Consider the following 13,823-nt stretch of genomic DNA (forward strand, 5'->3'; position numbering starts at 1 on the left):
TCAGTGTCCCTGGAGCGCCTCCCCGATGACCGCGGCGATCCTCGCGGCCGGTTCCGGCAGGTGCATCGCGTGGTGGCTGCACTCGATCTCGTACTCCTGGATCCCGCCGAGGACGTACGGCTTCCAGTGCTCGGCGATGGCCTCGGGCGAGTCCACCGTGGCGCTGAAGAACAGCGCCTCGCCGCGGAAGACGGGCGAGGTGAACCGGCGCATCAGCGCGAGGTGCTCGATCTGGATCCCGGTCATGCGGTCCACGAGCGCCTCGTGGTCGGCCATCGCGACGTACGCCTCGAACATGCTGCGGACCTCGGCCTCAGGGGCGTCCTTGCTGGCCGCGAAGAACGTGCTCGGCGCGCAGTCCAGCAGGGCCAGCAGGCCCACCTCGTGTCCGCGCCGCTGCAGTTCGCCGGCGACCGCGTGGGCCAGGGTGCCGCCGAACGACCAGCCGGCCAGGTTAAAGGGGCCCTGGGGCTGCACGGCGAGCAGCTGGTCCGTGTAGTCCGCGACCATCTCCTCGACGGACCCGGGCAGCGGGGTGGCTCCGTCCAGGCCCCGGGCCTGGATGCCGTAGCTCGGCCGGTCGGCCGGCAGGTGCGGGGCGAAGCCCATGTAGCACCAGCTCAGGCCGCCGCCCGGGTGGAACCACCACACCGGCGGCTGCGCGCCGCCGGTCCTGAGCGGCAGCACCACCGCGTACGGGTCGACGGACTGCCCGGCGTCGACGCCGGAGTCGAGCCGTCGCGCCAGGCCGGCGACGGTCGGGGTCTCGAAGACCGCGCGCAGCGGCAGCCGCACCCCGAGCAGCATCAGGATCCGGTTGGTGACCCTCGTGACCAGCAGCGAGTCTCCGCCGAGGTCGAAGAAGGAGTCGTCGAGGCCCACCCGCTCGACGCCGAGCGTCTCGGCGAACAGGCCGCACAGCACGCTCTCCTGGGGGGTGCGCGGGGCCCGGTGGACGGCGGTGGCCAGGGCCGGCTCCGGCAGCGCCGCGCGGTCGAGCTTGCCGTTGGGGGCGAGCGGCAGGCGGTCCAGGACGACGAACGCGCTCGGCACCATGTAGTCGGGCAGCCGGCCGGTCAGTTCCTCGCGCAGCAGCTCCGCGGTCACCTCCTCGCGCGGGCCGTGCGCGGTGACGTAGGCGACCAGGTGCCGTCCGGTGCCGTGGCCGTCGCGGGCGACGACGACGGCCTGGGAGACCGCGGCGCAGGCCGTCAGGGCGGCCTCGACCTCTCCGGGCTCGATGCGGAAGCCGCGGATCTTGACCTGGTGGTCGCTGCGTCCGGCGTACTCCAGCTGTCCGTCGGCGGTCCAGCGGGCCAGGTCGCCGGTGCGGTACATGCGGGTGCCCGGCGCCCCGTGGGGGTCCGCGACGAACCGCTCGGCGGTGAGCGCGCCCCGGCCGTGGTAGCCGCGGCCCAGGCACGCCCCTGCCACGTACAGCTCGCCGACGACGCCCACCGGGACGGGTGCGAGGCCCGCGTTGAGGACGTAGGTCCGCACGCCGCCGAGCGGGGCTCCGATGGGGGCGCCCGGTCCGGTGCCGGTGCTCGCCCCGGCCCCGGACCACAGCGTCGCGTAGAACGACTCGCTCTGCCCGTAGGCGTTGACGATCCGGGCGTTCGGCAGCCGCTGCGCGATCCGGCGCACGAGGGTGTCCGGGAGCGCCTCGCCGGCGAAGACGAGCGTGCGGGCGTCGATGTCGGTCCGCTGTTCCAGGAGTTCCGCGAAGACGGAGGGAACGGTGCTGACGACGTCGGCGCCGCGGCCCGCGCCCTCGGCGAGGACCAGGGCGTCACGTACCAGCTCGATGGCGGCGCCGGTGGTCAGCGCCGTGAACATCTCGAACACGGAGACGTCGAAGTTGACGGAGGTCCCGGCCAGCATGCGCTGTCCGGGCCCGACCGCCAGCGCCGCGGCGAGTTGCGCGACGCCGTTGGTCACGTTGCCGTGGGTGATCGCGACACCCTTCGGGGTGCCGGTCGAGCCGGAGGTGTACATCACGTACGCGGTGTTGTCCGGGCGCGGCACCGCGGCGGCCGCCGGTGTGGGCTCGGTGTCCTCGTCGAGGACGGTGTCGAGGTGGATGCGCGGGACGTCGCTGTGCGGGAGCACCGTCTCGGTCGCGGCGTCGGTCAGGACCCACCGGGGCCGGGCCTGGGACAGGACGTGGGCCAGTCTGTCGCTGGGGTAGGCCGGGTCGATGGGCAGGTACGCGCCGCCCGCCTTGAGCACGCCGAGCAGCGCGGCCACCAGGTGCGGTGTGCGGGGCAGGGCGACCGCCACGATCGTCTCGGGTCGCACGCCCCTGCGCACGAGGGCGCCGGCCACCCGGTCCGCCATCGTGTCGAGTTCCCGGTAGGTCAGGGCCGTGTCCTGGTGGACCAGGGCGACGGCGTCCGGGCGCTCGGCCACCTGTCGGGCGAAGGCGGCCGGGATCGTGGTCAGGGCCGGTTCGGTGCCGGTGGAGTTCCACCGGTCGAGCACCACGTGCCGCTCGGCGGGTGCGAGGAGTTCCAGGCGGCCGGTGCGCGTGCCGGGCTCGGCGGCCGTCTGCGCGAGGATCCGCGCGAAGCGTTCGGCGATGTCCTCGGCCGCGGACTCCTCGAAGAGGCCCTGCTGGTAGTGGAGGGTCAGGCGCAGGTGGGGCTCGGTCACCGCGATGACCGTGAGCGGGTAGTGGGTGCCGGAGAACGGGCGGATGCCGGTGACCGCCAGTTCGCTGGCCGTCCCCGCGGCGCCGAGGCCCGCCTGGTCCACCGGGTACGACTCGAACGCGATCATGGTGTCGAACAGGACGTTGAGACCGGTGTCGCGGTGCAGGGCGCTCAGTGCGTAGTGGTGGTGGTCCAGGAGTGCGGCCTGGCGGCGCTGCAGCTCGGTGAACAGCTCGGCGAGGCTCTGCCCGGGTGTGCAGGTGACGCGCACCGGCAGGGTGTTGATGAACAGGCCGACCATGGAGTCGGCTCCGGGCAGGGTGGCCGGCCGTCCCGAGACGGTGGCGCCGAAGACCACGTCGTCGCGGCCGGTCAGGCCGGCGAGGAGCAGCGCCCAGCCGCCCTGCACCAGCGTGTTGACGGTGACGCCGAGTTCGGCCGCCCGGCGGGCCAGCGTCCGGGCGTCCTGCGCCGACAGGGGGACGTCGAGGATGCCGATGCCGTCCTCGTCGCGTTCCTCGCGGTCCGCGGCGAGCAGGGTGGGCTCCTCGACCCCGGCCAGTTCACGGGCCCAGGCCTGGGCGGCGGCGGTCGGCTCCTGTGCGGCGAGCCAGACCAGGAAGTCCCGGAAGCCGCGGGTCTGCGGCAGCCCGGTCGCGTCGCCGTGCCCGGCGTACAGCCGCAGCAGGTCCTGCAGCAGGACGGGCAGCGACCAGCCGTCGAACAGCGTGTGGTGGGCGGTCAGGACGAGGTGGCAGACGGTGTCCCCGGTCCGCACCAGGGTCATGCGCAGCAGCGGCGGCCGGGCCGGGTCGAAGTTGGTGCGCAGGTCGCCGGCGAGGAGGTCGTCGTAGGCGGCCTCGCGCGCGGAGCGGTCCGCGACGGCGCGCAGGTCGGCTTCCCGCCACGGCAGTTCGACGCCGTCGACGACGAGCTGGACGTGTCCGCCGCCGGTGTCGGGGACGAAGGCGGCCCTCAGGTTGGGGTGGCGGTCCAGGAGTGCCTGCCCGGCCGCGCGCAGCCGGCCGGGGTCGACGGGGCCGGTGAGCTCGAAGGCCAGCTGCATGTTGTACGCGTCGAAGGCCGTGTCGGCGAGCTGCGCGTGGAAGAGGAGTCCGGACTGCAGCGGCGTCAGCGGCCAGACGTCGGACAGGCCCGGGTACCCCTTCTGCCACACGTCGAGCTCCGGTTGCCCGACCTCCACCAGCGGCAGGTCGGACGGGGTGAGGCCGCCTGCCCGGGGGTCGCTGCGCACGTGGTGGGCGAGCGCGGTCAGCGCCTCGACCCACAGGTCGGCCAGTTCCCGGACGTCGGCGGCCGCCAGGATCGTGGCGGGGAAGCTGAAGACGGCGCCCAGCAGGGGGCCCTCGTCGGTGTCGGACGCGACGGCGGTGACGTCCAGGACCGACATCGCGGGCATGTCGGCGTCGAGGTCGGCGATCACGCCGCCCTCGGGTGCCTGGATCCAGCCGAGCCCGCGCAGCTCCTCGGGCATGTCGGCCGCGGAGAAGCGGCCGAGGTAGTTGAACCCGATCTGGCCTTCGGGGAAGGCGGACAGTTCGCGTGCGGTCCGCGGGTTGAGGTGGCGCAGCAGGCCGAAGCCCATGCCCTTGTCGGGGACCGCCCGCAGTTGCTCCTTGACGGCCTTGACCGCGCGGCCGGCGGCGTCCCCTCCCGCCAGCGCCTCGGCGAGGTCGCAGCCGGTCACGTCCAGGCGCATCGGGAACATGCTGGTGAACCAGCCCACGGTGCGCGACAGGTCCGCGCCGGGCACGACGTCCTCCTCGCGACCGTGTCCCTCCATCCGGATCAGCGTCGACGCCTCGCTGACGCCGCGGCGGGCGCGCCAGGTCGCGAGAGCCAGGGCGAGCGCCGTGAGCAGGCCGTCGTTCGCGCCTGCGCGGAAGGCGGCGGGCAGCGCGGTCAGGAGCGTGTCGGTGATGTCGGCGGGGACGGAGACCTGGATCCGTTCCACGGTGGCCATGGTGTCGACGGCCGGATCGATCCGCCGCTCGCCGAGCAGCGGGTCGGGGCCCTCCAGCATGGCGCGCCACAGCGGGAGTTCGGCCGTGCGGCCGGGGCGGACCGCCTCCTCGGCCAGGGCGTGCGTCCAGCGTCGTGCGGAGGTCGCCACCGGTGCGAGGACGGGCGTGCTGCCCGCGTGCACCTGCTCCCAGGCGGCGGCCAGGTCGGGCAGCAGGATGCGCCACGACACCCCGTCGACGACCAGGTGGTGCAGGACCACGAGGAGGCGGCCCGGGCCGCCGCCTCGGGGGTCGAACCGGACGAGCTGTGCCATCCGGCCGGCCGCCGGGTCGAGCCGGCCCGTGGCCGCGTCCAGCTCCGCGGCCAGCTGGGTGCGCCACTGCTGTGACGTCCACTGTCCGGTGCACGGCACCCGGTGGATCAGGTCGGCCGCCACGGCCGAGCCCGGGGCGTCGACGACGAGGCCGGGTTCGCCGTCCTCGGCGGCCGCGCCGGTGACCAGGCGGGCGCGCAGCATGTCGTGGGTGTCGAGGACCGCCTGGACGGTGGCGGCGAGTCCGGCGGCCGTCACCTCCTGCGGCAGTGTCAGCACCATCGACTGCTGGAACCGGTGGTAGCCGCCGCCGAGTTCGAGCAGGTACCGGCCGGCGGGGGGCAGCGGGGACCAGCCGGTGCCGCCGCCCTCCAGCTCCGCCAGGACGGCGGTCTCCTCCTGTGCTCCCAGGTCGCGCGCCACTTCGGCGAGCCGGGCCACCGTCCGGTGTTCGAACACGTCGCGGGGGCTGACCTCGATGCCCCGGGCGCGGGCCCGGGCGACGACCTGGATGGAGCGGATGCTGTCGCCGCCGACGGTGAAGAAGTCGTCGTCGACACCGATCCGGGCGGCGCCGAGCACCTCGCCGAAGACCTCGCACAGCGCCTGTTCACGCGGGGTCGCGGGGAGCCGGAAGTCCGTGCCGCGCGGGGCGGGGGCGGGCAGCGCGCGCCGGTCGATCTTGCCGTTGGGGTCGAGCGGGAACCGGTCGAGGACCACGAAGGCGGACGGGACCATGAACTCCGGGAGCCGGCCCGAGACGAACCTGCGCAGCTCCTCGGTGTCCGGGGCCGCCGCGGGCCCCTCGGCGAACGGCACGACATAGCCGACGAGTTGTTCGCCGCCCTCGGCGGCCCGCCGCAGCTGGACCACGGCCTGGCGCACCCCGGGGTGCGCGACGAGCGCGGCCTCGACCTCGCCGGGCTCGATGCGGAAGCCGCGGAGCTTCATCTGGGTGTCGCCGCGGCCCAGGTACTCCAGCTGTCCGTCCGCGCTCCACCGCACCAGGTCTCCGGTGCGGTACATGCGCTCCCCCGCCGGCCCGAAGGGGTCGGCGACGAAGCGTTCCGCGGTGATCCCGGGCCGGTTGTGGTAGCCGCGGCCCACCGCTCCGGCGACGTACAACTCGCCGGTGACCCCGACCGGGACCGGTACGAGGCCCGGGCCGAGGACGTAGGTGCGCATGTTGCCGAGCGGCGCGCCGATGGGCACGTTGCCGGTGCCGCTCCAGTCCTCGGGGATCTCGAAGGTGGTGGCGTAGAAGTCCTCGGTCTGGCCGTACGCCTGGACGAGGCGCGCCCGGGGGATCGCGGCGCGCACCTTGTCCAGGAGGGTGGCGGGCAGGCTGTCGCCGCCCAGGACCACCGTGTCCACGTCCATCTTCCCCGTCACCGTGTCGAGGATCTCGGAGAAGACGGAGGGCACGGCCTGCAGCGAGCCGCCCTGCCAGCCGCCGCGTTCGGCCAGTTCCAGGACGTCCCGGACGATCTCGACGCTCGCGCCGCGGCTGAGCGCGGTGAACACCTCGAAGGCCGACACGTCGAAGTTGACGGAGGTGGCGCCCAGCATGCGCGAGCCCGCCCGGACGTCGACCACGTCGGCGAGGCGGAGCACGCCGTTGACGAGGTTGGCGTGGTGGATGGCGACGCCCTTCGGGTTCCCCGTCGAGCCGGACGTGTACATCACGTACGCGAGACTGTCCGGCCCCCAGGAAGCGGGCCGTTGCGTGGTGTCGAGGGCGCGTCCGTCCCCGCGCGACAGGTCGAGCCGGTCGAGGTGGAGGCAGGTGGCGTCGGTGTCCGGCAGGACGCCGACGGTCGCGGTGTCCGTGACGATCACGTCGGGGCGGGCGTCGGCCAGGACGAAGTCCAGGCGGGAGCTGGGGTAGCGCGGGTCGATCGGCAGGTAGGCGGCGCCCGACTTGAGGATGCCCAGCATGCCGACGACGAGGTCGGCGTCGCGGGGCAGGGCGAGGCCGACGATCGATTCCGGTCCCTGGCCCGCCGCGACCAGTTCCCGTGCGAGCCGGTTGGCCCGCTCGTCCAGTTCCCGGTAGGTCCAGGCCACGCCGTCGCTGAGCACGGCGACGGCGTCCGGGGTGCGGGCCGCCTGCGCCTCGAACAGGCCGGGGATCGTCTGGGCCGGCAGCGGCGCGCGGGTGTCGTTCCAGCCGGTCACGACCTGGTCGCGTTCGGCCTTCGAGAGCAGGTCGACGCCGTCCACGCGGCGGTCGGGGGCGGCGGTCACCTGCCGGAGCACCCGCACGAAACGCCCGGCGAGGGTGGCGGCCGTGCCGCGGTCGAAGAGGTCCGCCGCGTATTCGAGGCTGCCGTGGACGCCGCGCCCGGCGCCGGTGTCGTACTCGGTCAGGCCGAAGAACAGGTCGAACTTGGCGGAGTCGGCGGCGACCGGCTCGTAGCCGAGGCGCAGCCCTTCGAGTTCGAAGTCGGGACGGCTGACGTTCTGCCAGGCGAGCATCACCTGGAACAGCGGGTGGTAGGCGGTGGAGCGTTCGGGGTTGAGCAGTTCCACCAGCCGCTCGAAGGACACGTCCTGGTTGTCGTAGGCCGTCAGGGCCTTCTCCCGCACCCGGGCGAGGACGTCGGTGAACGAGGGGCCGCCGGAGAGGTCGGCGCGCAGCACCCAGGTGTTGGCGAAGAACCCGACGAGTCCGGTGAGGGCCTCGTCGGTGCGTCCGGCGATCGGCGAGCCGATCGTGACGTCGTCGCCGGCGCCGAGCCGGCTGAGCAGGACGGCGAGCGCCGACTGGAGCACCATGGAGACGGTCGCGCCCTCGCGGACCGCGAGTTCCCGCACGTGCGCGAAGAGGTCGGGCTCGATGGTGAAGGGGACCCGGTCGCCGCGGTGGCTGGCCACGGGGGGCCGCGGGCGGTCGGTGGGCAGTTGCAGCGGCTGCGGCACGCCCGCCAGCTCGGTGGTCCAGTGGGCGAGCTGAGCGGACAGGCGGCTGTGCGGGTCGCTCTCCTCGCCGAGCAGCTTCTCCTGCCACAGGGCGTAGTCCACGTACTGCACGGGGAGGGGCTCCCACCGCGGTGCCCGGCCGGTCAGCCGGTCCCGGTAGGCGGCGACCAGGTCGCGTGAGAGGGGCGCCATCGACTCGCCGTCACCGGCGATGTGGTGCACCACGAGCACCAGCACGTGCTCGTCCTCGGCGACCTCGAACAGCGAGACCCGCAGCGGGATCTCCGCGGCCAGGTCGAAGGCGTGCGCCGCCGCTTCGGCGACCCGCGCGGCCACCTCGTCCGGCGCGACGGACACCACCGGCATCCGCGGCGCGGCCTCCTCCTGCGCCCTCACCCGCTGGAAGGGGATGCCCGCCTCGTCCGTCGCCACGGTCGTGCGCAGGCTCTCGTGCCGGGCCACCACGTCCGCCACCGCGGCCCGCAGCGCGGCCACGTCCAGCGACCCGGTCAGCCGCAGGACGACCGGGATGTTGTAGGTGGCGCTCGGCCCTTCGAACTGGTCCAGGAACCACAGGCGTCGCTGCGCGTACGACAGCGGCAGCCGCTCGGGGCGTTCCTGCGCCACAAGCGCCGGGCGGGCCCGGTCCGCGACGACGAGCCGGGCCGCGAGGGCGGCCACCGACGGCGCCTCGAACACGGTGCGCACGCCGAGCTCGGCGCCGAAACCGGTACGGATCCTCGCGACGAGCTTGGTGGCGAGCAGCGAGTGGCCGCCCAGGTCGAAGAAGGAGGCGTCGACGCCGATCGTGTCGGCCGCCAGGCCCAGCACGTCGGCGAAGGCCGCGCGCAGGTTCTCCTCCAGCACGGTCTGCGGCTCGCGGAAGGCGCCGTGCGCGGTGAACTCCGGTTCCGGCAGCGCCTTGCGGTCCACCTTGCCGCTGGTGTTCAGCGGGAACGCGTCCAAGGCCACGACGGCGGCCGGGACCATGTACTCGGGCAGCCGCTCGGCCGCGAAGTCCCGCACGGCCCGGGGGTCCGGGGCGCTCGCGGGGTCCGCGGGGACGACGTAGCCGACGAGCTGTGTGCTCGCGGCGGGTGTCTCGCGGGCGACGACGAGGGCCCGCAGGACCTCCGGGTGGGCGGTGAGGGCCGCCTCGATCTCGCCGGGTTCGATGCGGAAGCCGCGCACCTTGACCTGGTCGTCGGCGCGGCCGACGTAGTCCAGTTCGCCCCGGGCGTTCCAGCGCACCAGGTCGCCGGTGCGGTACAGGCGCCGGCCGGTGCCGCCGGGGTCGGCGACGAAGCGGGTGGCGGTCAGGGCCGGCGCGTGGACGTAGCCGCGGGCCAGACCGGGTCCTGCGACGTACAGTTCGCCGACGCTGCCGGGGGGTACCGGGTGCAGGCGCGCGTCCAGGACCCGCACCGTGCCGTCCAGGACCGGCCGGCCGATCGGCGGCGCCTGTCCCGTCACCGTCAGCGGGTCGCTCAGCGTCGCCGCGATCGTCACCTCCGTCGGACCGTACGCGTTCACCATCCGTCGTCCCGGCGCCCACCGCGCCACCAGCTCCGGCGGGCACGCCTCCGCGCCCACCACGGGCACGGACAGGACCTCGCGCGGCAGTTCGGGCACCGTCGCCAGCACCGCGGGCGGCACCAGCGCGTGGCTGACCCGCCCTGCCGTCAGGACCTGGGCCAGCTCCTCACCCACCAGCACCCCGGCCGGGGCGACCACCAGTGCCGCTCCCGCTCCCCACGCCATCAGCAGCTCCATCACCGACGCGTCGAAACTCGGCGAGGCAAGCTGCAGCACCCGGCTGTCGGGGGTGAGCGCGAAGCGCCGCGTCATCGACGCCGCCAGCGCGCCCACTCCCGCGTGCGTGACCGCGACGCCCTTCGGCGCGCCGGTGGAACCCGACGTGAAGATCACGTACGCCAGCTGCTCGGGCTCGCAGGCGACGGCGGGGACCGGGCCCGCGTCCGCCGCCTGCGCCTCGGCCCGCGCCACGAGCCCGGCGTCCAGGACCAGAGTCGGCGCCGCCTGCTCCACCATGTGCCGCACCCGCTGCTCGGGATGGGCCGGGTCGATCGGCAGCCACGCCGCACCGAGGCGCGACACCGCGAGGACCGCCACCACCAGCTCCACCGACCGGGCGAGCCGCAGACCCACCAGGTCCCCGGCCCGCACCCCCTGGCCCGCCAGCCAGCTGCCCAGGCGGCCCGCCCGCGCGTCCAGCTCCGCGAACGACAGCCGGACCTCGCCGCACTCCAGAGCCACGGCGTGCGGGGTCCGCGCCACCCAGCGCCCGAACAGCTCCGGCAGGGAGGCCGACGGCCCGGCGGCCGGGCCCGCGCTCCAGTCGGTCAGCCGCGCGCGCTCACCCGGCAGCCACACGTCGGCGCCGCCGACCGGGGCCGCCGGGTCCGCGGCCACCGCATGGAGCACCTGCGCGAACCGGTCGGCCAGGGTCGTGACCGACGCCTCGTCGAACAGGTCGGCCGCGTACTCCAGGACGCCCGAGATGCCCTGGGGGGCTCCCTGGGCGGCGGCCTCCTCGGCCAGTTGCAGGGTCAGGTCGAACTTCGCGGAGGTCAGGCCGATCGGCTCGACGGTCGCGGTCAGGCCGGGCAGGTCGAGGCGTCCGCGCGCGTTGTTCTGCAGGACGAGCATCACCTGGAACAACGGCTGACGTGCCGCCGAACGCTCCACACCCAACGCGTCCACCAACCGGTCGAACGGCACATCCCCATGCGCATGCGCACCCAGATGCACCTCCCGCACCCGCTCCAACAGCTCCACGAACGTCGGATCACCCGACAGATCCGTCCGCAGCACCACCGTGTTCACGAAGAACCCGACCAGCTCGTCCAGACCCTCATCCGAACGACCCGCCAGCGCCGCACCCACCGGTATGTCCTCACCCGCACCCACCCGCGACAGCGTCACCGCCAGCGCCGCGTGCAACACCATGAACAGCGACACCCCGTGCTCACGCGCCAGACGTGTCAGGCGCGCGTGCACCTGCGCGTCCACCGCGAACGGCACGGTGCGCCCCGCGTGCGAGGCAGTCAGGGGCCGTGGCCGGTCGTAGGGCAGCGCGATCTCCGTGGGGACCCCGTCGAGCGCCTCGCGCCAGTAGGCGAGTTGCCGCGCGATGAGGCTGCCCGGGTCGTCCTCCTCGCCCAGCAGGCGGCGCTGCCACACGGCGTAGTCCGCGTACTGCACCGGCAGCGCGGCCCAGGCCGGGGCGGCGCCGGCGCGGCGCGCCTCGTAGGCCTGCGACAGATCCGCCAGGAGCGGGGCCATCGACCAGCCGTCCGCGGCGATGTGGTGGGCGACCAGCAGCAGGACCCACTCGTCGGGTCCGGTCGCGAACAGGCGTGCCCGCAGCGGGGCTTCGCCGGCCAGGTCGAACGGTTCCCGCGCGGCGGCGGCGAGCACGTCGGCCAGCGTCTTCGCGGTCGCCGTCTCACACGTCAGCTCGATGGCGGTGGCGGGCAGGATCCGCTGGACCGGCTCGCCCTCCACCACGTCGATGACGGTGCGCAGCGTCTCGTGCCGGGCCGTCACGTCGCCGAGCGCCGCGCGCAGCGCCGCCACGTCCAGCAGGCCCGAAAGCCGCAGCGCCACCGGCATGTTGTACGCGGCGCTCGCTCCGTCGAACTGGTCGAGGAACCAGAGCCGCTGCTGGGCATGGGAGAGCGGCAGCGTCCCGGTGCGCGGCGCGGGGGCGAGCGCCGGGCGCGGTGCGGCGCCCGTGTGCAGGCGGGTGGCGAGGCCGGCCGGGGTGGGGGTGTCGAAGACGGCGCGGACGCCGGGGTCGGTGCCGAGGGCGGCGCGGATGCGTGCCACGAGACGGGTGGCCAGCAGGGAATGGCCGCCCAGGTCGAAGAAGGAGTCGTCGGCGCCGACCCGCTCCAGGCCGAGGGTGTCCGCGAAGAGCGCGCACAGGACTTCCTCGGCCTGGGTGCGCGGCGCACGGTAGGCGCCCGCGGTGAACTCGGGCTCGGGCAGGGCCTTGCGGTCGATCTTGTTGTTGGGGGTCAGCGGCATCGCGTCGAGCGCGACGACGGTCGCGGGCACCATGTACTCGGGTACCCGCTCGCCCACGAAGGCCCGCAGCGCGGCCGGACCTGGGGCGTCGGCGCCGGCCTGCGCGGTGACGTACGCGGCGAGGCGGCTGCCGCCCGTGTGGTCGGGGCGGGCGACGACGACGGCCTGGGCGACGCCGGGGTGCGCGGTGAGGGCCGCCTCGATCTCGCCCAGTTCGATGCGAAAGCCGCGGATCTTGACCTGGTTGTCGGTGCGGCCGGCGTACTCCAGCTGTCCGTCCGCGCGCCAGCGGGCGAGGTCGCCGGTGCGGTACATGCGGCGGCCGGGGGCGAAGGGGCTGGCGACGAACCGCTCGGCGGTCAGGCCGTGCCGGTGCAGGTAGCCGCGGGCGACGCCGTCACCGGCGATGTACAGGTCGCCGAGGACGCCGGTCGCCACCGGGCGCAGCGTGGCGTCCAGGACGTAGACCTGGGTGTTGGCGATCGGGCGGCCGATGGGCGGGGCGTCGGGGTGCTCCGCGACGTCGGCGAGGGTGGACCAGATGGTCGTCTCGGTCGGCCCGTACAGGTTGGTGACGCCGGCGGCCCGCTCGGTGAGGGTGCGGGCCAGGTCGGCGGGGAGGGCCTCGCCGCCGACCAGGACGCGCAGGGAGTCCAGGGCCTCGGGGGCGTGGGTGAGGAGCATCTGCCAGAACGAGGGGGTGGCCTGGGCCACCGTCACCGCGTGCCGTGCGACGAGGTCGCGGACGGCGGCGGGCCGCAGCACCGTGTCGCGGTCGGCGATGACGACGGCCGCGCCGTGCAGGAGCGGCAGGAACAGTTCGAGCGCGGCGATGTCGAAGGCGATCGTGGTGACGGTGAGCAGCCGGTCGGCCGGGCGCAGGGCGAACGTCGCCTGCATCGAGGCCAGGAAGTTGCCGAGGGCGCCGCGCGGGACGACGACGCCCTTCGGCTTCCCGGTGGAGCCGGACGTGTAGATGGTGTAGGCCGCGTGGTGCGGGCCGCAGCGCGCCGTGGGCGCCGTCGCCGGGTAGGCGTCGAGGTCCGCGGCGAGGGCGGCGGCGTCGAGCACGAGCAGCGGGTCCGCGTCGCGCAGGACGGTCTCGTTGCGCGAGGCGGGGAAGTCCAGGTCGATCGGCAGGTAGGCGGCGCCCGCCTTCAGTACGGCGAGGAGGGCGACGACCATGTCGGTGCCGCGCGGCAGCGCCACGGCGATGACGCTGTCGGGCTGTGCGCCGCGTTCGACGAGCCAGTGCGCCAGGCGGTTGGCCCGGGTGTGGAGTTCGCGGTAGGTCAGCGGGGTCGTGTCGTCGGTGACGGCGAGCGCGTCGGGGGTGCGGGCCGCCTGGCGTGCGAAGAGTTCGGGGAGGTCGTCGGCGGGGGCGGGGGCCGCGGTGTCGTTCCACCGGACGAGGGTGCGTTCGCGCTCGTCGGGGGTGAGGACGTCGGCGGTGGAGAGGGCGGCGCCGGGGTTCTGCGCGAGCCGGCGCAGCAGGAGCAGCAGCCGGTCGGCGAGGGAGCGCACCGTGGCCCGCTCGAAGAGACCGGCCGCGTACTCGATGCTGCCGTGCACGGCGGTGCCGGTGGGGGTGGGGGCCTCCCCCATGGTGAACGTCAGGTCGAACTTGGCGCTCTGGGTGCCCACCGGCTGGGGGGTCACGTCGAGTCCGGGGAGCGTGAAGTCGGGCCGGGCCACGTTCTGCCAGACGAACATGGTCTGGAAGACGGGGTGGTAGGCGGTGGAGCGCTCGGGGTTGAGCAGTTCCACCAGCCGTTCGAAGGGGATGTCCTGGTGGTCGTAGGCGGCCAGCGCCTTGTCGCGGACGCGGTCGACGAGTTCGTCGAACGTGGGGTCGCCGGACAGGTCGGTGCGCAGCACCCAGGTGTTGGCGAAGT

Annotated in this window: 1 protein-coding gene (only partly in view); it reads right to left on the reverse strand. The window is 74.4% G+C overall.

What is annotated here, in order from left to right; genetic code table 11:
• Window positions 1–13,823, reverse strand: the 3' portion of a protein-coding gene (locus ACIBW6_RS33875) for an amino acid adenylation domain-containing protein (RefSeq protein WP_399066588.1). It continues 868 nt past the right edge of the window; 13,823 of the gene's 14,691 nt are visible here — the last part of the coding sequence; the start codon falls outside the window, past its right edge — the gene reads right to left on this strand; it ends in the stop codon at window positions 1–3.

The sequence above is a fragment of the Streptomyces sp. NPDC049813 genome, from assembly GCF_044465085.1.
Lineage (GTDB): Bacteria > Actinomycetota > Actinomycetes > Streptomycetales > Streptomycetaceae > Streptomyces.